A 17,924-nucleotide genomic window follows, 5' to 3' on the forward strand; every position below is an offset into this window, starting at 1 on the left:
GGTGTCGAACTCGCCGGCCGAGAGGGGCCCCCCGACGAAGTTCCGCCGCATATCGAGCGAAATCGGCATTCGCGATGACACGAGCATCGCGACACGCGCGGCCTCGCTCACCCGGATGTGGGAGCGCTCTCACGACGTTTCGGTCGATTCGCCACGCGCGCGCCTCAACGGCGTGTCGCGGCTCCCTCCGGTCCGTCGCGCCGAGGGGGCGTGATCGGCCGCCGCGTGCGCGTCACCCATTTGTCACGGCGGCGCACGGAGCGACACCGTCGCATTGTCGGCACGCCACCGAATAGCGATCCCGAGATCACAGACCGGCCGTACGCGGGATATCCAGATAACGCAAGAAATGGAAACCCGGTCGGCGCGAAATACCCAAGGACGCTCATCGACCCGACGCAGCGGACGACGGACAGAGCGAGAGCGGAAGCGACGCGGGTAAACTTGTGTACGGTGCGTCGGGAAGTCTGGTCGACATTTCGTCGATCGACCCCTCTGGAGGCTTCATGAGCCCTGACACCGTCCGCGCGCCGAGCTGGCCGGGATACGCCGAGGTCCACCGCGTCACTACGCTGCTGCGCCGTGAGTCCGTCGGCGGGATGCTCCTCGTCGTCGCCGCGGTCGTGGCGATCGTCTGGGCGAACTCGCCCGCTTCCCCGACGTACTTCGCGCTGCGCGACTTCCGCTTCGGCTACGAGCCCTGGCATCTCGAACTCAGCGTCGGAGCGTGGGCCGCGGACGGCCTCCTCGCGATCTTCTTCTTCCTGGTCGGACTCGAGCTCAAACGCGAGATCGTCGTCGGAAGCCTCCGCCGGCTGAACACCGCGATCGTCCCCGTCACCGCCGCTTTCGCCGGCGTCGCCGTGCCCGCGCTCATCTATGTGGCGGTCGTGCACACCCAGCCGAGCCTGCTCGCGGGCTGGGCGATCCCCACGGCGACCGATATCGCCTTCGCCGTCGCGGTGCTGGCCCTCGTCGGCTCGCACCTGCCCGGTCCTCTGCGCATCTTCCTGCTGACGCTCGCCGTGGTCGACGACCTCATCGCCATCGCGATCATCGCGATCTTCTACACGAGCGACATCGCGCTGCTCCCGCTCGGCATCTTCGCCGTGCTCGTCGTCGTCTACGGCGTGATCGCTCACCGCGCCCGCGCGTGGTTCGCGCGCACGCCGTGGGCCGCGTGGGTCGTGCTGCTCCCGATCGGTTTCGCGGCCTGGGCGTTCCTGCACGCCTCGGGCGTGCACGCCACGATCGCCGGTGTGGCGCTGGCCTTCACCATTCCGGTCGCCGCATCGCGCCGCCGCGAGGCGAACACGATGGACCTCGCGGAGCAGTTCGAGCACCGCTTCCGCCCGATCTCGGCCGGCATCGCCGTCCCGCTGTTCGCGTTCTTCGCCGCGGGCGTCTCGGTCGGCGGCGGCGACGGCCTCCTTCGCGCTGTCACGGACCCCGTGACGATCGGGGTCGTCGCGGGTCTCGTTCTCGGCAAGCCCATCGGCATCCTGCTCGGCGTTCGCCTGCTCACCCTGGTGACGAAGGTGCGTCTCGACACCGCGCTGACCTGGGTCGACCTCGCGGGCGTCGGTCTGCTGGCGGGCATCGGCTTCACCGTGTCGCTGTTGATCGCCGAGCTGAGCTTCGGCGAAGGCTCGCCGCACACCGACGACGCGAAGATCGCGATCATGGTCGCCTCGCTCCTGGCATCCGTCCTGGCGTCCTGCGTGCTCCTCGTCCGCAATCGTCGCTACAAGCAGCTGGCGCGGGACGAAGAGGTGGATGCCGACGGCGACGACGTTCCGGACGTGTACCAGCAGCCTCTGCCGCCGGGTCGCTGAGCGCTCAGACCGTGGGGGCGACGGCCGGGTACTCGTCCATCGCCACGGGCTCCCATGCGGGGAGGATCTCGTCCAGGATGAACCGCCCCGCCTCGCGCCACATCTCGACGATCTCGTCGTCGGGAATGGCGTCGAGTTCCACTCGGGTGAGCAGGCGGATGTCGGTCGACTCGCCCGCGTCGGGGTCTCCCGCGGGTTCTTCGCCGGTGACGAGCGCGTACAGCAGGTCGGTGTGGAAGTGCGCCGGATCGGCCGAGGTGCACGCGGTCGACGACAGCACCGGCACGGGGTGCGCCGCGGCGTCGGTGAGGCGGCGCACACGCACCGCGGGCTGGAGCAGCCGCACCTGCTCGGGCTGGTAGCCGGACTCCTCTCTGAGCTCACGTCGCACTGCCGCCCAGGGTGTCTCGTCGTGCTCGACGTGACCGCCGAACATCATGAGCTTCCGTGCACGCCGGTGCAGGTGGTAGCTCAGACGGGGCTCGGGGCCGTCGATGCGGACCACGAAGAAGCTCACGGTGGCGTCGTGATCGCCGGGACGGGTGTGCAGGTGCGGCATCGGCGGCTCGCTTTCAGCGGGTCGGGAACGTCCACGGTACCGGCCTCTCCCGCGCCGCCCGGACGCGGCCGCCGCCCCCACGAGAACAGGAGATCGTGCGGAAACAGGACGACCGGAAGCAGAGTGGTCCTGTCGCGGTGGCATCCCCTGTTCTGATGACGCGGGCGCGCGCCAGCTCAGTCCTGGGAAAGGGGGACGTCGGAGAGGGATGCCGCGAGCGCGAGCTTCGCGCGACGGTACCGGCCCCGAACGGTGGCCGGGGCCACGTTCTGCAGGTGGGCGATCTCGACGAACGACAGCCCCTCCCAGTGCGCCAATGTCACCACCTCCGCAAGCTCCGGTTCCAGTTCGCCGATGAGCGCGCGGAGGGCGATGGCTTCGGTCGAATCCGCCACCGTGTCCGCCGCCATCTCGCGGCGGAGCGTGTCAGCGAGGGCACGGCGTCGACGAGTTCCCCGCTCGGAGTTGGCGAGCACGTTTCGTGCGACACCGAACAACCACATGCGCACCTCCTCCCGAGGAGTAGGGAGATCGGCCCGGCGGCGCCACGCCGTCAGCAGCGTTTCAGCCAACAGGTCTGCCGCGTCCTGACCCACTCGCCGGGCGAAGTACCGGAGAAGGTCGGGACTCAGCTGCTCGACGAGGGCGACGAACGACGCTTCATCGTCGCTGCGGCGGAGGGGACGCTTCACCGCTTCTCGCCCTCGCACAGCTCTTGGGAGGAGAAGCCCAGGCCCGTGGTGGGATAGCCCACGGCCTCGACGTGCGACATGACGGCGGTGAAGACGGCGTCCTTGACAGCGATGTTGTATTCGACGTCGGCGTTGTACTGGTTCGTGCCGAACCCGAAGGGAACGGACTCCCCCTCGCCCTCGTAGGTCATCGGCTCTTGCCGTAGCTTCGCGATCTCGGCATCCACGTCGATCGCGTGGGCGAGGTCGGTGGTTCGGAGGTATTCACGGGCGGCGTCGGCTGCGGCGGGGTCCGCCGGCACATCCGCGGGGCGGTCCGCCGCCGGCGAGAACGTGACGTCCCCGATCCTGACCTCGCAGGTTCCACCGCCCGGGAGGGTGTAGGCGAATGACGCATCCGGGGAGAGCGCCCAGGTCTCCCACGCGGCGGGCTCCATCCAGAACCGGCTCCAGTCGACGGCGACCGCCGCATACGCCGCGCCCGCGGTCCCCAGTACGAAAACCGGGACGAGTGCGGCCGCGAGCACTCGCTTACGCCGTCCACGATTCCGGTCATCGGCGACGATCGCGCGCGCCATGGTCGAGGCACGGACGCGCACCCCGTCGTCGCTCACGTCACGTGCGCGATCAGCGCGAGTCATGATCGCGTGCAGCGCGTTGTCCACGTCGTCGTTCATCCGGAACACCTTCCCTCACCGGGGGCGGAAGCACCCCTCTGGAACAGACATGTCCGGGTGTCTCCCAAACGTTGTCGGATCTTCCGGCCGGTGCAGGTACGGACGGTACGGTGACCGCGTGGACAATGAACGCGAGAGCCTCGTCATGCGAGCGAAGATCCTCAGGGGCTACATCACCGCGGTCGAACAGCCCGAGAAGCTCCTGCAAGTGTGCGCCGCCGCCACCGGCACTGTCGACGACGTCCGAGTCGCGGTCGCCACGGCCTTCGGCGTCAACGACATCACCGCCGAAGCGATCCTCGACCTGCAGGTTCGGCGCTTCGCGCCGACGACGGTTGCGCAGATGAAGGCGGAGCTGGCCGAGAACGAGCGGCGCCTCGCCGACCTCGACCTCGTGTCGAACGTCCCCGCGGCACCGAACGAGGCGGACCGCCGAGAAGACGGCGACCTTCCGCCCCGACATCTGACCGCGAGCGCGTACGGAATCTTCCTCAACGGGGCGTACGGTGTGGGAAAGTCGTCGGTGCTGGACCATCTTGGCGATCTGTTTGCCCGGCATCAACTGGCGTTCAGCCTGTTCGATGTCGACTGGTTCCACCGTTCGTGGCCGACAGCATCCCACGACCCGCGGAACGTCGTCGTCGAGGCGGAGAACATGCGAGCCACCTGGGAGAACTATCTCTTGACGGGACCGCGTACGCCCCTCATCGCTGGCATCATCGAGACCGCGGACGACCTCGTCCGATACGAGGAAGTGTTTCAGCGGGAGCTGCGGATGGTTCTTCTCACCGCCTCACCCCGGGTCGCCGAAGACCGGCTCCGCCGCCGATATGACCGCGACAGGTACGCCGCACTTTCGTGGCACCTTGCCCGTCATCGCGATCTCGCCTCGCGCCTCGAGACGGGCCACGGGTACGTCGTAACCGTGGACACCGACGAACTCACGCCGGCCGGGGTGGCGGCATCCATCTTCGATGCTCTTCGTCCGGGCGAGAGCTGACCGGATCTCCGCGGGGAGATGAATCGCCACGCGGGCTCTCACAGGGACGGCGCTGCTGACCGAGTATGCCGAGGCTGGTAGATGAACAGGCACGACGCTGAGCGAACAGGCTGTCTCGGCCCAATCCGGCTCGAGCACGTTCACAGAGGCCCGCATCTCGAGGGTGCCGTCAGCAGCGACGTCCGCTCTCAGCAAACGAACAGCGTCAGCGCGGATCAGCCGGCTCCGGCGCGACCTCGATGGTGATGCGCCTGCCCGCTTCGATCACCCCGGGACCGCGGTCGGGTGTGGGCGCGGGAAGCGGAATCTCCTGCTCGGCTTCCCACACGATCCGGGCTTCATGCGCCGCGGGATGGAACAGTTCATCGAAGCCGAGCAGGCCGCCGGAAGACACGGCCGAAGCACCGGCCCGCCGCTGACGACGGCCGACCGCGTAGGCGACCGCCGCGAAGACGAACGGCACGCAGAGGACGACGGCGATCGTCGCCCACCCCCACACGTCTTTCATGCCCGCGACTCTGCCAGACTTCTCTCCCGCAGCACACCCGCGAACCGAGAGCGATCAGCCGAAGATCTGCGACGTGATCTCCGAGAGCCACGGCCGCGCGTTGACGTTGACGGTCTCGAGGTACAGCCACTTCCCGTCGCCCGCGACCACCACGTCCTCGGTCTCCGGGGTGTCGGCGGGCTTGGCGCAGTACTGCGCGCCGAAGTCCTGCGACGGCTGGCATTCGAATCCCTGCGCACCCAGCCCTTCGAGACCGGCCGTGATGTCCGCCGCGGGTGCGGTGCTCACGATGAGCAGCACCGCGGCCGACTCCTCCTGGATCCAGTTGCACGACAGCACGGTCGTCGCGTTCGCGGGCGCCGGGCGCACGAAGCCGTCTGCGTGCTGGGCGGTCAGGTCGCCGACGGTCTGCTGGCGGGTCTCGGCGGTGCCGAGATCGTCACAGGATGCCGGCAGGGCAGCGGGCAATGACGACGGGGCCGCGGGCATCGAGGCCGTCGGCGAGGCGACCGACGCCGTCGGCGACGCGACCGGGGTGTCGCTCGGAGCCGGCGCGGCGGTTCCCGAGGCGCATCCGGTCAGTAGGGCGGCGGCCCCGATCAGCAGCGCCCCCGTGACAGCGAGTGGTGCACGACGCATGACGGTCCCCCTTCGCGCGGCGGCGATCTCCCCAGGCCATCCGCTTGTCCTGCGCTCAACATAGCTCGGTTCGCCCGACGCTTCACCCACTTGACCCTCACGCAACGTGAGGGCCGAGTCTGGAGGCATGAACGAGAACCTCGACGCCTTCGACATCAGTCCCGTGCCGCCTCCGGGACCGGATGCCATCGCACCCCCGCTGTACCGCGGGATCTACGGCATGCCCCAGTTCGTCACCATCCCGACGTCCGACCTGACGGCATCCGTCGACTTCTGGACGCGCGGGCTCGGATTCTTCGAGCTCTTCGGCATCCCGGGGCAGATGGTGCACCTGCGGCGGTGGGCGTTCCAAGACGTCCTGCTCGTGTCGGGCGAGACGCCGGCATCGGTCTCGGCGGGGCGGGTGAGCTTCGCGTGCCTCCTCGACCAGATCGATACTCTGGTGGCGTCGCTCGCCACCGTGGGAGTCGCCGCCGAGGCGCGCGATACCCCCTGGAACACGCGCGACGTCGAGGTCGTCACGCCCGAGAACGCGCGCGTCGTCTTCACGGCGGCCAAGGTGTTCGATCCCACGACCGTCGAGGGCCGGAATTTGCAGTCGGTCGGGATCGGGCGCGACGAGAATGACTCCCATGGGTGAGCAGGGGATGCCGGTCGGCGAGACGGCCGTGCAACTCGGGCTGACCGTGCGCACGCTGCACCACTGGGACGAGATCGGGCTCGCGAGCCCCGCGGCCCGCTCGGCCGCCGGATACCGGCTCTACACCGACGACGACCTCGAGCGGCTCCGTCGCATCGTCGTCTACCGCGAGCTCGGTCTCGATCTCGATGCCATCCGCGCGGTGCTCGACGAGCCGGGCGGAGACGTGGCCGAGCAGTTGCGCGTCCAGCGGGCGCAACTCGCTCGCCGCATCGCCCAGTTGCAGCACCTCGACGAGGACCTCGAGCGCATGATCGCGGCGCAGGAGCGCGGCATCCTGCTATCCGAAGAGGAGCAGCGCGCGACGTTCGGGCCGGGGTGGGACACCCGCTGGCCCGCCGAGGCGCGAGAGGCCTACGGCGGGTCGCCGCAGTGGCAGCAGTACGCCGAGCGGGCGGCATCCCGCTCGGCGGACGACTGGAAGGCCGTGACGCAGACGGTCGCGGCCTTCGACGAAGAGCTCGGCGCAGCCATCGACGCCGGCGCCCGCCCCGGCGACGCAAAGGCCGACGCGCTCGTCGAACGGCACCGCGAGGTGTTCTCGCAGTACTTCCCGATCACCCGACAGATGCAGGTGCACCTGGGCCGGATGTACGCCGCCGATCCGCGCTTCGCGGCGCACTACGACGCGGTGCGACCCGGGCTCGCTGTGTGGCTGCGCGACGCGATCGAGGCGAGCGCCCGCGCGCACGGCATCGACTCCGACACCGCTGCCTGGGAGTGATCAGGCCGAGCCGCGCTCGATGATCTCGGTCGGCAGGATCGCGGTGGTCGACGGCGCGCGCCCGGCGAGCAGGTCGAGCAGCATGCGGGCCATCTGCCGTCCCTGGTCTCGCGACGGCTGCCGGATCGTGGTGAGAGCGGGGACCAGCGAGGTCGCGACGGACGAGTCGTCGAACCCCATGACAGCGACGTCGCGCCCGGGCTCGATCCCCCGTTCGCGCAACGCCGTGTAGGCACCGCGGGCCATGAGGTCGCTCGCGGCGAAGACCGCGTCGGGAACGTCTCCGGATGCCAGGATCCGCCGCATTGCGGACGCACCCTCGGCCTCGGTGAACCCGCCGTCCTCCACGGCGAACGGTTCGAGTCCAGCGGCGGCGAGGGCGTCGCGGAACCCCTGGAGCCGGTCGATGCCCGCGGGCATGTCGGCCGGGCCGGCGACGGTGGCGATACGACGGTGCCCGCGATCGATGAGGTACTGCGTGGCATCCCGCCCGCCCTGCACATTGTCGACGTCGACGTAGTGGTCGGTAGGGCGCACGCGCGCGGGGCGCCCGCCGTAGACGACGGGCACGGTGTCGGCGAGGCGGTCGATGAACGTGTCGCTGGTGTGGTGCGAAGCAACGATCGCGCCGTCGACGCTGCCGCTACGGAGGTAACCGAGCGCCTTCGCACTGGCGTCGTCGCTCGCGATGAGCATGTTCATGACGTAGTCGGACTCGCCGATCACCTGCGAGATGCCGGCGACGATGGAACCGAAGAACGGATCGCCGAAGAAGCGGTCGGTGTCTTCCGGGATGACGAGAGCGATCGCGCGTGTCTGGCGGCTGGCGAGCGATCGGGCTGCCCGGTTGGGGACGTACTGCAGCTCGTCGATCGCCCGCTGAACGGCCTCGAGAGCCGAGGGCGAGACAGCGGTCGAGCCATTCACGACGCGCGAGACCGTGGAGCGCGAGACCCCCGCCCGCGCGGCGACTTCTTCGATCGTGGCGGCACCGCGCACGGGGGTCAGTGACATCGATTCTCTCTCGGGCTCTGCGATGCGACCGCGCCGTTTGACGAGCGGCGACGTTGCGAGCGTACTCCCCCGGTGGGTCACAGACGCGGCGACTCCGCAGACGCGAGAGCATCTCGCAGGGCGCGGGCCGATGGGAATCCGGAAAGGGCCGCGACCTCGGCGAGCTCCCGGGCATCGTCGGCCGCGAGCAGGTCGCGCGCGAGGCGCAGGCGCTGAGCGCGGAGCACCGCCGCCGGGGTCTCGCCACGTAACCGGAACGCTCGCTCCAACCGACGCCGACCGACGCCCAGTCGCGTCGCGACATCGTGGATCGTCAGCCCCGGACGTACGGCATCCGCGTCGAGCACCGTTCGCGCCCGCGCGTACAGCAGGTCGTAACTGTCTGTCGTGTCGCGGGAGTGTCGGGGCGGCAGCATCCGGGCCTCCGCCCGGACCGCGGCGATGAGGGCTTCGAGCGAGGCGGCCATCGCCGTGGCCGCGCTAATTACCCCCCCCCCCCCCGCTGCTGGTCATGCGCGTGGAAGAGGGCGTTGACGGCCGACGTGATCATCGCGACCGACACGAGCTCTCCGTTCGCGTGGAACGCATCGGCCGCGCGGTCGCGCGCCCCATGGTCGATCTCGATACGGGCGATCGGCTCGCTGGAGCGGTAGGAGACCGCGGTGCCGCGCGGCACGAGCAGCACGTCGTTGGGTGCCAGCGGAGCCTCGGGGTCGTCGCCCACGCGGATGATTCCCCTGCCGGCAACGTGGACAACAAGGGTGTCGGTCGGCTCGTCTCGCCCGGATGCCGTCTCGTCGGGCATGCGAGGCGATCGCGACAGCGCGAGTGCGGTGTGCCACACGCGACGCACCGCCACATCGGCGACGACAGCCTCGTCGATGAAGGCGTGAGCGGTGGCCGCATCGGATTGTTCGACGGTCCAGCCGCGGAGTCGGAACCACTCGCCGACCTCTCGCCCTTCGAGCGGAATACGCCGCACGCGCCACGGCGACCGTGGCGGGTGGCGGTCGCGTGTCACGGCAATGTCTCCAGAGCATTCCTCAGAACGAGGTCACAAAAACCTAGACCCGCTTCGCGTTGACAGAGCCGCCTCGCCCACCCAGGCCCGCTTTCCCTCACCCCGACCATCCCCACCACCAGGGATCCCCCTCACCCGCGAAGCCGGTGGAGCGACAGCCGCGACGGCGCTCCGACACCGCCTATGCGCGGAGGAGGCGAACACGGCTGGATGTGACACGGAACATCACCCACCCTGAGAGGAACTCCCCCATGGAGAACGCCCCCGAAACTCCCGCTGTCGACAGCGGACTCCCCCGCCGCACGGTGCTCACCGGCGCCGCCTGGACCATCCCCGTCATCGCCGCCGCCACTATCGCACCCACGGCGTCCGCCTCGGGCACGCTGCAGCTCGCGTTCGACAAGACGACCTACAACGGCACCGCCTGCTCAACCATCACGGGCGCGTACGTGACCGCGACGACGAACGGCGTGCCGACGACGGGAGCGTCGATCACGGTAAGCCTGTCGAACAACTACACGTTCTCGGGCGGCTCGACGTCGGCTACCGGGCTGTCGGGGTCGAACGGGCGTTACACGTTGCCGGACATCAACGTGCCTGCCAGCGGAGGGAGCGGTGTGCTCAACGCACAATCCGGGAGCGCTTCAGCCAGCGGAGCAATCAGCGCTTCGGCTAAGTCGGGGGGCCTCGGTTGGTATGACACCAGCCGTCAGTTCCACGCGGTCACCGCAAACATCCCCGCGGACTCCGTCCCCTACGGCGCCTGGTTCCTCACCCAGGACGGACGCCTCCTCAACGCCGCAGACGCCGCCGTCAAAGGCACCGGAATCGCCACCGTCGGCCCGGAAATCGGCGGCTACTTCGGCGTCACCCTCAAAAACGGAGGGTACGGATGGTACGACACCCAACTCCAATTCCACACCGTCACCGCAAACATCCCCGCAAACTCCGTCCCCTACGGCGCCTGGTTCCTCACCCCAGACGGACGCCTCCTCAACGCCGCAGACGCCGCCGTCAAAGGCACCGGAATCGCCACCGTCGGCCCCGTCATCAACGACTACTTCGCCGTCACCCTTAAAAACGGAGGGTACGGATGGTACGACACCAGCCGTCAGTTCCACACGGTCACCGCAAACATCCCCGCGGACTCCGTCCCCTACGGCGCCTGGTTCCTCACCCAGGACGGACGCCTCCTCAACGCCGCAGACGCCGCCGTCAAAGGCACCGGAATCGCCACCGTCGGCCCGGAAATCGGCGGCTACTTCGGCGTCACCCTCAAAAACGGAGGGTACGGATGGTACGACACCCAACTCCAATTCCACACCGTCACCGCAAACATCCCCGCAAACTCCGTCCCCTACGGCGCCTGGTTCCTCACCCCAGACGGACGCCTCCTCAACGCCGCAGACGCCGCCGTCAAAGGCACCGGAATCGCCACCGTCGGCCCCGTCATCAACGACTACTTCGCCGTCACCCTCAAGGGAACCTGCTAAGCGCGGCGGTTCTCTTCGTGGCCGCCCGATCTCTTCGGGCGGCCACTGCGCTCGTCGCCAAGAGTGGGAAGTGGGCTTGCCGTCGGCATGTCACCCGTTCACGGGGGCGGAGCTCACCCCTGACGGCGGAACAGCGACAGCGGCAAAGGCGATCCGACGGGTGGGTCCTGATTTCCGATGGAACGCTCTACTGGTCCCAGAACGGATCCACGTTCCCCGCCGCCGCGAATAACTTTGAGCGCCTTGCCGCCGCCGACAAGGCCAACATCTACGCGCTGAGCCAGCCTGCTGATGCGTGCCCCGCGGGGCCGGCCGCTCATTCAAGCGGCCGGCCCCGCAACCAGAGCCCGGATCGCGGGCGACCGGTGAATTGACCGCACGACGAGACGGGTCACCGCGCGAGGGCGTGCGTGAGCGCCCGTTCCGAGGAGAAGCCGGCGAGTTTCGCGACACTCGCCAGGGGAAAGTCAGGGTCGGCGGCGAGCAGCATGCGGGCCAGGCGGAGCCGTTCCTCGCGGAGCATCTGTCCCGGCGATCGGCCGTGCGCGGCGAAGGCGCGCTCCAACTGCCGACGCGTCGCGCCCAGGCGTTCGGCGAGACGATCGACGGTGAGATCGACGTGCATCGCTCCCGACGCGATGACGACCGATGCGCGGTCGTAGAGGTCGGCGTAGTCGACGGTCTCGCGAGATCGAGCACGGGGTGAAGCGCGTAGCGCTCCGGCCTCGGCGCGAGCGGCGGCGATGAGAGCTTCAACGGATGCCGCGACCGCGGTCGCAACGCTGATTACCCCCCCCCCCCCCCCCCCCCCGAAACGGGGGTGTGGAAGAGGGCGTTGACGGCCGACAGGATCATGGTGGCCGACACCAACTCGCCGTTGCCGTGTACCCACGCGGGCGAACGGTCGTGCGCGCGATAGTCGATCTCGACGCGCGCGATCGGCTCGTCGGATACGAGCGAGAAGGCCTGCCCGCCGGGGAGGAAGACGACGTCGTTGGGGCCGAGAGTAACTTCGGTGTCATCGCCGAGCGAAAGCCGTGCCTCCCCGGCGACCTGCACGAGAAGCGTGTCCCGCGTGCTCATGGTGTTCGCGGCGGGGCGGGTGAGGCTCAGCGGCGTGTGCCAGATCCGTCGCACCGAGACCTCGGCGACGTCCGCCTCATCAATGAACGCGTGACTGCGCGCGAGGTCGCCACGGGCATCGATCCCGCGGGCTGTGAACCACTCGACGACGGCGGACCCGGTGAGTGGAACACGGGCGATCGTCCACACGGGTTCGCGGCGCCGAGAGCCCGATGCACCGGGCTCGCTCATGCGGTCTCCCCTCCACGATGCGTAGGGACCGAATCTAGACGCCGCGATTCACCGCGGGAAGCTGCTTCACCCTCTCTCCCTGACTGCGGCGTTCGGGAGTCACCCGCTGCCCACCCGCTGAGGCCGGCTCCCGACAGCACGCACCATCTTGCGACACCGTTTGCGCCGCAGAGGGGGATGCACGGCTGGATGTGAGACGCAACATCACCCGACCCCGAGAGGACCTCCCCATGGAGAACACCCCCGAATTCCCTGCCGTCGATGCCGGCCTCCCCCGCCGCACGGTGCTCACTGGCGCCGCCTGGACCATCCCGGTCATCGCCGCCGCCACCATCGCCCCTGCCGCATCCGCGTCGGGCACGCTTCAGCTGGCGTTCGACAAGAGCACCTATAACGGCACGGCCTGCTCGACCATCACCGGCGCCTACGTGACGGCGACGACCAACGGGGTGCCGACGACAGGAGCGTCGATCACGGTGAGCTTGTCGAACAATTACACGTTCTCGGGCGGCTCGACCACGGCCACCGGCTACTCCGACACGAACGGGCGGTATACGCTGCCGGACATCAACGTGGCGGCGGCGGGTGGGACAGCTGCCGTTACGGCGACCTCGGGATCGTCGACCGGGACCGCGACTCTCAGCGCGCCCGCCGTTCCTGATGAAGTCCCGCAAGACGGGAGCGTGGCGCTGACCGGGCTACCCGCCGGAGTCACCGCCACCCAGATCGCCCGCCAGAACACCGCCAACGGCGGCGTCATCTGGGTACGCGGCAGCGATAACAACCTCTACGGCGTCACCCGAACCTCCACCGCCGTCACGACACTGACCCGACAGTTCACCAACGCCAACTCGTTCTACTCCACCCCCAACAGCGACGCCATCGGATGGATCACCACCAGCGGGACCCCCATGGACGGGAGCGTGGCGCTGACCGGGCTACCCGCCGGAGTCACCGCCACCCAGATCGCCCGCCAGAACACCGCCAACGGCGGCGTCATCTGGGTACGCGGCAGCGATAACAACCTCTACGGCGTCACCCGAACCTCCACCGCCGTCACGACACTGACCCGACAGTTCACCAACGCCAACTCGTTCTACTCCACCCCCAACAGCGACGCCATCGGATGGATCACCACCAGCGGGACCCCCATGGACGGGAGCGTGGCGCTGACCGGGCTACCCGCCGGAGTCACCGCCACCCAGATCGCCCGCCAGAACACCGCCAACGGCGGCGTCATCTGGGTACGCGGCAGCGATAACAACCTCTACGGCGTCACCCGAACCTCCACCGCCGTCACGACACTGACCCGACAGTTCACCAACGCCAACTCGTTCTACTCCACCCCCAACAGCGACGCCATCGGATGGATCACCACCAGCGGGACCCCCATGGACGGGAGCGTGGCGCTGACCGGGCTACCCGCCGGAGTCACCGCCACCCAGATCGCCCGCCAGAACACCGCCAACGGCGGCGTCATCTGGGTACGCGGCAGCGATAACAACCTCTACGGCGTCACCCGAACCTCCACCGCCGTCACGACACTGACCCGACAGTTCACCAACGCCAACTCGTTCTACTCCACCCCCAACAGCGACGCCATCGGATGGATCACCACCAGCGGGACCCCCATGGACGGGAGCGTGGCGCTGACCGGGCTACCCGCCGGAGTCACCGCCACCCAGATCGCCCGCCAGAACACCGCCAACGGCGGCGTCATCTGGGTACGCGGCAGCGATAACAACCTCTACGGCGTCACCCGAACCTCCACCGCCGTCACGACACTGACCCGACAGTTCACCAACGCCAACTCGTTCTACTCCACCCCCAACAGCGACGCCATCGGATGGATCACCACCAGCGGGACCCCCATGGACGGGAGCGTGGCGCTGACCGGGCTACCCGCCGGAGTCACCGCCACCCAGATCGCCCGCCAGAACACCGCCAACGGCGGCGTCATCTGGGTACGCGGCAGCGATAACAACCTCTACGGCGTCACCCGAACCTCCACCGCCGTCACGACACTGACCCGACAGTTCACCAACGCCAACTCGTTCTACTCCACCCCCAACAGCGACGCCATCGGATGGATTGCGCAGGCGGCGTGCTCCTAAGACATTCGTGACGGGCCCGCAGAGAGCCCCGGCTCGGGTCGCCCCAGTCGGGGCTGTCTGCGGGCCCAAGTTAGAGCGTTGAGGCGGGACAACTCAGCAAGAGTGGTCTATGGCCCGGCCACAAGACACAGCGCGGACCCCCTCAGCAACCAACGCCCGCTCCGCAATAACCCGCGCATAAGCCAACCCCGAGTCCTTCACGGTCCGCTCCTGCGTCGCGTAATCGACGTACACGATCCCGAACCGCTTCTCGTAGCCCCACGCCCACTCGAAGTTGTCCATCAGCGACCAGTAGAAGTAGCCACGTACGTCGACGCCCTGGTCGACGGCATCCAGGACCGCTCCGAGGTGCGCCTCGACGAACTCGACGCGATCTGCGTCGTGGACGTGCGCCTCTCCGTCCTCGACGACGAGCTCGTCGTCGTAGGCCGCACCGTTCTCGGTGACGTAGAGGGCGACGCCGGCCTGAGCGCTGTACTCCTCGCTGACGTGCACCAGCAGGCGAGTGAGGCCCTCGGGCTGCACCTCCCAGCCCATGTTCGTGCGAGGGAGACCGCGGTCGTGCCAGAAGAGGTTCTCGTGCGCCGGGAACGGCGACGAGATCGGCCGTTGCGTGGGAGCGTCGCCCGCGGGCGGGTTGACGACGGGGGGCGCGCCCCCGACGAACTCGCCGTGGTAGTAGTTCACGCCCAGGGTGTCGATCGGCGTCGAGATGATGTCGAGATCGCCCGGCTGCACGGCCGCCCGCCATCGCGACACGGCCTCGGCGTCGGTGTCGCGGAAGTCCTTGATGATGTCGGCGGGGTACTCGGCACGGAACACCGGCTCGAGGAACCAGCGGTTGAACTGACCGTCGATGCGGCGCGCGGCGTCGACGTCGCTCGGGTTCGTCGGGTCGACGGCATCCGCCACCGTGAGGTTCAGCGTGAGTCCGAGGTTCAACGACGAGTCGCGCGCACGGAGCTCGCGGACGGTCTGACCGTGACCGAGCAGCAGGTGGTGGGCGGCGAGCATACCCTCGGCCTGCGAATAGTGTCCGGGGGCGTGCGCGCCCGCGGTGTAGCTGAGGAACGACGAGCACCAGGGCTCGTTGAGCGTCGTCCACACGTTGACCCGGTCGCCCAGGGCGTCGTGCAAGTCGAGCGCGTACTCGGTGAAGAGGTCGCTCGTCTCGCGGACGGTCCAGCCGCCGCGATCTTGCAGGGCCTGCGGGAGATCCCAGTGGTACAGGGTCAGCCACGGGAGGATGCCGGCATCCAGAAGCTCGTCGACGAGGCGCTTGTAGAAGTCGACGCCCTTCGGGTTGAGCGCGCCGCCGTCGGGGCGCACGCGCGACCACGACGTCGAGAAGCGGTACGTCTGCAGGCCGAGGCTCTTCATGAGCTGCACGTCGCCGGCGTAGCGGTGGTAGTGGTCGCAGGCGACGTCGCCGTTGTCGGCGTTGATCACCGCGTTCGGGACGCGGCTGAACGCGTCCCAGATCGAGGCGGTACGACCATCATCGAAGGCGGCTCCTTCGATCTGGTAGGCCGCGGTCGCGGCTCCGAAGAGGAAGCCCTCGGGAAAGGCTCGGGATGCGGACATGGTTCGGGTTCCTTCCGTGGGCGCGAGGGTCATCCCTTCACCGCCCCTTGCATGATGCCACTGACCAGCTGCTTGCCCGCGAACACGAACAACAGCAGCAGAGGAACAGTGGAAAGCAGCACACCCGCGAGCACGACCGAGTAGTCGACGAAGTAGTTCGACTGCAGCAGCGACAGGGCCACCGGCAGCGTCGGGTTCTGGCGGTCGAGCACGATGAACGGCCAGAAGAAGTTGTTCCACGCGGTGACGAAGGTGAACAGACCCAGCATCGCCGCGGCCGGGCGAGCGGCCGGGACGCCCACCGTGAGGAACGTGCGGAACGAGCTCGCTCCGTCGACGCGGGCGGCCTCGATCAGCTCGTCGGGAACGGCCTGGCGCAGGTACTGCGTCATCCAGAAGACACCGAAGGCGCTGGTGAGCGCCGGCACGATGATCGCGCCGATCTGTCCCGTCCACCCGATCTCGCTGAACAGGATGTAGAGCGGAACGACGCCGAGCTGCGTGGGCACGGCCATCGTCGCGACGACGAACACCAGCAGCCAGGGACCGCCTCGGAAGCGCAGCTTCGCGAAGGCCCAACCCGCGAGGGTCGAGAAGAAGACGACGGATGCCGCGATCAAGGCCGAGCTGAAGATGGAGTTCCACAGGCCCGTCCAGAAGTTGACGGCGGGGTTGTTCAGCACCGCGGCGGCGTTCGTGAAGAAGTTGCCGCCGGGGATCCACGACAGCTCGGTGTTGCGGATCGTCGAGGAGTCACCCGAGCCGATCAGTAGCGCCCAGTAGTAGGGCACGATCGCCGCGAGCAAGACGACGCCGAGGCTGGCGTAGACGAACCAACCGGGACGCGAGCCCCGCACGGCGCGGGGCCGGCGGGCCCGGGACTGGCGCTGCGGCGGATTCGGGTCTGCGGCCGCGGTGACGGGAGAGGTGTCGATGACGCTCATGACCGTGCGCCCTTTCCGGTGGATTCGGCGGCGAGGCGCTGCTTCGCCGCACGAGAGGCGGCACGACGCTGAGCACGGGTGAGGCCGTCGCGAGCGCCCTCGTCACGCACGAGCGAGCGGCTGATGAAGAGGTTGACCGCCCCGATGACGAGGATGATGAGGAAGAGGATCCACGCGAGCGCGGCCGCCCGACCGAAGTTCCACTCGCCCCACCCGAGCTTGTAAAGGTAGAGCGAGATCGTCAGCCATTGGTTGTTGGACCCGCCGGTGCCGCCCTGGTCGAACATGCGCGGCTCGTCGAAGATCTGCAGGCCGCCGATGGTCGACGTGATGACGACGAAGATGAGGGTCGGCTTGAGGCTCGGCAGCGTGATCGAGAAGAACTGACGGACCTTGCCCGCACCGTCGACCGTGGCCGCCTCGTAGTACTCGCGCGGGACGGCCTGCATGGCGGCGAGCAGGATGAGGGTGTTGTAGCCGGTCCAGCGGAAGTTGACCATCGTCGCGATGGCGATGTGGCTGGCGAAGGTGTCGGAGTGCCATCCGACCCCGGGGAGGCCGATGCGGCCGAGCAGGGTGTTCACGATGCCGTACTGGTCGCCGAACATGTTGCTGAAGATCAGCGCGACGGCGACGGGGGCCATGACGTACGGGACGAGGACGCCCATTCGCCAGAGGGTCTTCGCCCGGATGTTCTGGTCGAGCATCGCCGCGATGAAGACCGCGAAGATCAGCTGCGGCACGGTCGACAGCACGAAGATGCTGAAGGTGTTGCGCAGGGCGTCCCAGAACGCGGGCTGGGAGAGCACGTAGGCGTACTGGTCGAAGCCGACGAAGGTGCCCGAGCCCCGGATCTGGTCCCAGTCCATGAACGAGATGACGCCCGTGTACAGGATCGGGAAGAGGCCCGTGACGATGAAGAGGATGAAGAACGGGGAGATGTAGAGGTACGGGGAAAGCTTCAGATCCCAGGCGCTGAGCTTCGAGCCGAACCCGACGCGTCGGGGCGTGCGAGCGGGGGGACCGTCGGGGGCGGATGCCGCGGGGTTCGCGGGCGGCTGCAGTGTCGTGGTCATGGGTTTCCTTCCGGGGGTACGGGCCGGGCG

The 17,924-nt window shown here is 68.5% G+C and carries 19 protein-coding genes; 6 read left to right on the top strand and 13 right to left on the bottom strand.

The window, feature by feature from the left end; genetic code table 11:
- The first annotated feature begins 506 nt into the window (after window positions 1–506).
- Window positions 507–1,835, top strand: coding sequence for a Na+/H+ antiporter NhaA (nhaA, locus tag QE388_RS04200; protein WP_307383193.1), 1,329 nt, complete (start codon window positions 507–509; stop codon window positions 1,833–1,835).
- A 4-nt stretch (window positions 1,836–1,839) separates the two neighbouring features.
- Here the strand turns inward: nhaA and QE388_RS04205 are convergent, their stop codons facing one another.
- The 3 genes from QE388_RS04205 to QE388_RS04215 form a co-directional block, all read right to left on the bottom strand.
- Entirely contained in the window at window positions 1,840–2,394 is a 555-nt protein-coding gene (locus QE388_RS04205) for an NUDIX domain-containing protein (protein ID WP_275797628.1), read from the bottom strand.
- Between the two features lie 176 nt (window positions 2,395–2,570).
- Window positions 2,571–3,086: an RNA polymerase sigma factor gene (locus tag QE388_RS04210; RefSeq protein ID WP_275797630.1), complete on the bottom strand. Its 516-nt coding sequence runs from the start codon at window positions 3,084–3,086 to the stop codon at window positions 2,571–2,573.
- Window positions 3,083–3,763, bottom strand: coding sequence for a hypothetical protein (locus tag QE388_RS04215; protein ID WP_275797632.1), 681 nt, complete (start codon window positions 3,761–3,763; stop codon window positions 3,083–3,085). The genes QE388_RS04210 and QE388_RS04215 overlap by 4 nt, the downstream gene beginning before the upstream one ends.
- A 118-nt stretch (window positions 3,764–3,881) precedes the next feature.
- Here QE388_RS04215 and QE388_RS04220 point away from each other — a divergent pair, with 118 nt between their 5' ends.
- Window positions 3,882–4,763 carry a hypothetical protein gene (locus QE388_RS04220; RefSeq protein ID WP_275797634.1) on the top strand — a complete coding sequence of 294 codons (882 nt, stop codon included), beginning with the start codon at window positions 3,882–3,884 and terminating at the stop codon, window positions 4,761–4,763.
- A 205-nt stretch (window positions 4,764–4,968) separates the two neighbouring features.
- Here QE388_RS04220 and QE388_RS04225 read toward each other — a convergent pair whose 3' ends face one another.
- On the bottom strand, window positions 4,969–5,271 hold the full coding sequence (locus QE388_RS04225) for a hypothetical protein (RefSeq protein WP_307383198.1): 303 nt from the start codon (window positions 5,269–5,271) through the stop codon (window positions 4,969–4,971).
- A 54-nt stretch (window positions 5,272–5,325) separates the two neighbouring features.
- A complete protein-coding gene (locus QE388_RS04230; protein WP_307383201.1) occupies window positions 5,326–5,910 on the bottom strand; it encodes a hypothetical protein in 585 nt (194 codons plus the stop codon).
- Window positions 5,911–6,037: 127 nt separating this feature from the next.
- On the opposite strand from QE388_RS04230, the gene QE388_RS04235 reads away from it, so the two are divergent.
- A complete protein-coding gene (locus tag QE388_RS04235; protein ID WP_307383204.1) occupies window positions 6,038–6,550 on the top strand; it encodes a VOC family protein in 513 nt (170 codons plus the stop codon).
- On the top strand, window positions 6,543–7,334 hold the full coding sequence (locus QE388_RS04240; RefSeq protein ID WP_307383207.1) for a MerR family transcriptional regulator: 792 nt from the start codon (window positions 6,543–6,545) through the stop codon (window positions 7,332–7,334). Before QE388_RS04235 ends, QE388_RS04240 begins: the two co-directional genes overlap by 8 nt.
- Here the strand turns inward: QE388_RS04240 and QE388_RS04245 are convergent, their stop codons facing one another.
- From QE388_RS04245 to QE388_RS04255, 3 genes are all read right to left on the bottom strand, one after another.
- Window positions 7,335–8,348, bottom strand: a complete 1,014-nt coding sequence (locus QE388_RS04245) for a LacI family DNA-binding transcriptional regulator (protein ID WP_307383210.1) — start codon at window positions 8,346–8,348, stop codon at window positions 7,335–7,337.
- A 77-nt stretch (window positions 8,349–8,425) separates the two neighbouring features.
- Window positions 8,426–8,815, bottom strand: a complete 390-nt coding sequence (locus QE388_RS04250) for a helix-turn-helix domain-containing protein (protein WP_307383213.1) — start codon at window positions 8,813–8,815, stop codon at window positions 8,426–8,428.
- 17 nt (window positions 8,816–8,832) lie between these two features.
- Window positions 8,833–9,330, bottom strand: coding sequence for a hypothetical protein (locus QE388_RS04255; RefSeq protein ID WP_307383216.1), 498 nt, complete (start codon window positions 9,328–9,330; stop codon window positions 8,833–8,835).
- 290 nt (window positions 9,331–9,620) lie between these two features.
- Here QE388_RS04255 and QE388_RS04260 point away from each other — a divergent pair, with 290 nt between their 5' ends.
- Window positions 9,621–10,862 carry a hypothetical protein gene (locus tag QE388_RS04260; RefSeq protein WP_307383219.1) on the top strand — a complete coding sequence of 414 codons (1,242 nt, stop codon included), beginning with the start codon at window positions 9,621–9,623 and terminating at the stop codon, window positions 10,860–10,862.
- A 391-nt stretch (window positions 10,863–11,253) separates the two neighbouring features.
- Here QE388_RS04260 and QE388_RS04265 read toward each other — a convergent pair whose 3' ends face one another.
- On the bottom strand, window positions 11,254–11,487 hold the full coding sequence (locus tag QE388_RS04265; protein ID WP_307383221.1) for a helix-turn-helix domain-containing protein: 234 nt from the start codon (window positions 11,485–11,487) through the stop codon (window positions 11,254–11,256).
- A 161-nt stretch (window positions 11,488–11,648) separates the two neighbouring features.
- Entirely contained in the window at window positions 11,649–12,176 is a 528-nt protein-coding gene (locus QE388_RS04270) for a cupin domain-containing protein (RefSeq protein WP_307383225.1), read from the bottom strand.
- A 230-nt stretch (window positions 12,177–12,406) separates the two neighbouring features.
- Here QE388_RS04270 and QE388_RS04275 point away from each other — a divergent pair, with 230 nt between their 5' ends.
- Window positions 12,407–14,290 carry a hypothetical protein gene (locus QE388_RS04275; protein WP_307383228.1) on the top strand — a complete coding sequence of 628 codons (1,884 nt, stop codon included), beginning with the start codon at window positions 12,407–12,409 and terminating at the stop codon, window positions 14,288–14,290.
- Between the two features lie 93 nt (window positions 14,291–14,383).
- On the opposite strand, the gene QE388_RS04280 is transcribed toward QE388_RS04275, so the two are convergent.
- From QE388_RS04280 to QE388_RS04290, 3 genes are read right to left on the bottom strand one after another with little or no spacing between them, the layout of a single operon-like run.
- Window positions 14,384–15,874 carry a GH1 family beta-glucosidase gene (locus tag QE388_RS04280; RefSeq protein WP_307383230.1) on the bottom strand — a complete coding sequence of 497 codons (1,491 nt, stop codon included), beginning with the start codon at window positions 15,872–15,874 and terminating at the stop codon, window positions 14,384–14,386.
- A gap of 29 nt (window positions 15,875–15,903) precedes the next feature.
- Entirely contained in the window at window positions 15,904–16,818 is a 915-nt protein-coding gene (locus QE388_RS04285) for a carbohydrate ABC transporter permease (RefSeq protein ID WP_058627660.1), read from the bottom strand.
- Window positions 16,815–17,894 (bottom strand): carbohydrate ABC transporter permease, encoded by a 1,080-nt coding sequence (locus QE388_RS04290; RefSeq protein WP_307383235.1) that lies wholly within the window; start codon window positions 17,892–17,894, stop codon window positions 16,815–16,817. Before QE388_RS04290 ends, QE388_RS04285 begins: the two co-directional genes overlap by 4 nt.
- Window positions 17,895–17,924: the final 30 nt, after the last annotated feature.

The sequence above is a fragment of the Microbacterium sp. SORGH_AS_0969 genome, from assembly GCF_030818255.1.
Taxonomy (GTDB): domain Bacteria; phylum Actinomycetota; class Actinomycetes; order Actinomycetales; family Microbacteriaceae; genus Microbacterium.

Coding starts and splice junctions, on each gene's coding strand:
- QE388_RS04235 (WP_307383204.1), top strand. CDS start 6,038: ATGAACGAGAACCTCGACGCCTTCGACATCAGTCCCGTGCCGCCTCCG.
- QE388_RS04265 (WP_307383221.1), bottom strand. CDS start 11,487: ATGCACGTCGATCTCACCGTCGATCGTCTCGCCGAACGCCTGGGCGCG.
- QE388_RS04215 (WP_275797632.1), bottom strand. CDS start 3,763: ATGAACGACGACGTGGACAACGCGCTGCACGCGATCATGACTCGCGCT.
- QE388_RS04275 (WP_307383228.1), top strand. CDS start 12,407: ATGGAGAACACCCCCGAATTCCCTGCCGTCGATGCCGGCCTCCCCCGC.
- QE388_RS04205 (WP_275797628.1), bottom strand. CDS start 2,394: ATGCCGCACCTGCACACCCGTCCCGGCGATCACGACGCCACCGTGAGC.
- QE388_RS04290 (WP_307383235.1), bottom strand. CDS start 17,894: ATGACCACGACACTGCAGCCGCCCGCGAACCCCGCGGCATCCGCCCCC.
- QE388_RS04230 (WP_307383201.1), bottom strand. CDS start 5,910: ATGCGTCGTGCACCACTCGCTGTCACGGGGGCGCTGCTGATCGGGGCC.
- QE388_RS04225 (WP_307383198.1), bottom strand. CDS start 5,271: ATGAAAGACGTGTGGGGGTGGGCGACGATCGCCGTCGTCCTCTGCGTG.
- QE388_RS04280 (WP_307383230.1), bottom strand. CDS start 15,874: ATGTCCGCATCCCGAGCCTTTCCCGAGGGCTTCCTCTTCGGAGCCGCG.
- QE388_RS04270 (WP_307383225.1), bottom strand. CDS start 12,176: ATGAGCGAGCCCGGTGCATCGGGCTCTCGGCGCCGCGAACCCGTGTGG.
- nhaA (WP_307383193.1), top strand. CDS start 507: ATGAGCCCTGACACCGTCCGCGCGCCGAGCTGGCCGGGATACGCCGAG.
- QE388_RS04285 (WP_058627660.1), bottom strand. CDS start 16,818: ATGAGCGTCATCGACACCTCTCCCGTCACCGCGGCCGCAGACCCGAAT.
- QE388_RS04240 (WP_307383207.1), top strand. CDS start 6,543: ATGGGTGAGCAGGGGATGCCGGTCGGCGAGACGGCCGTGCAACTCGGG.
- QE388_RS04260 (WP_307383219.1), top strand. CDS start 9,621: ATGGAGAACGCCCCCGAAACTCCCGCTGTCGACAGCGGACTCCCCCGC.
- QE388_RS04245 (WP_307383210.1), bottom strand. CDS start 8,348: ATGTCACTGACCCCCGTGCGCGGTGCCGCCACGATCGAAGAAGTCGCC.
- QE388_RS04250 (WP_307383213.1), bottom strand. CDS start 8,815: ATGGCCGCCTCGCTCGAAGCCCTCATCGCCGCGGTCCGGGCGGAGGCC.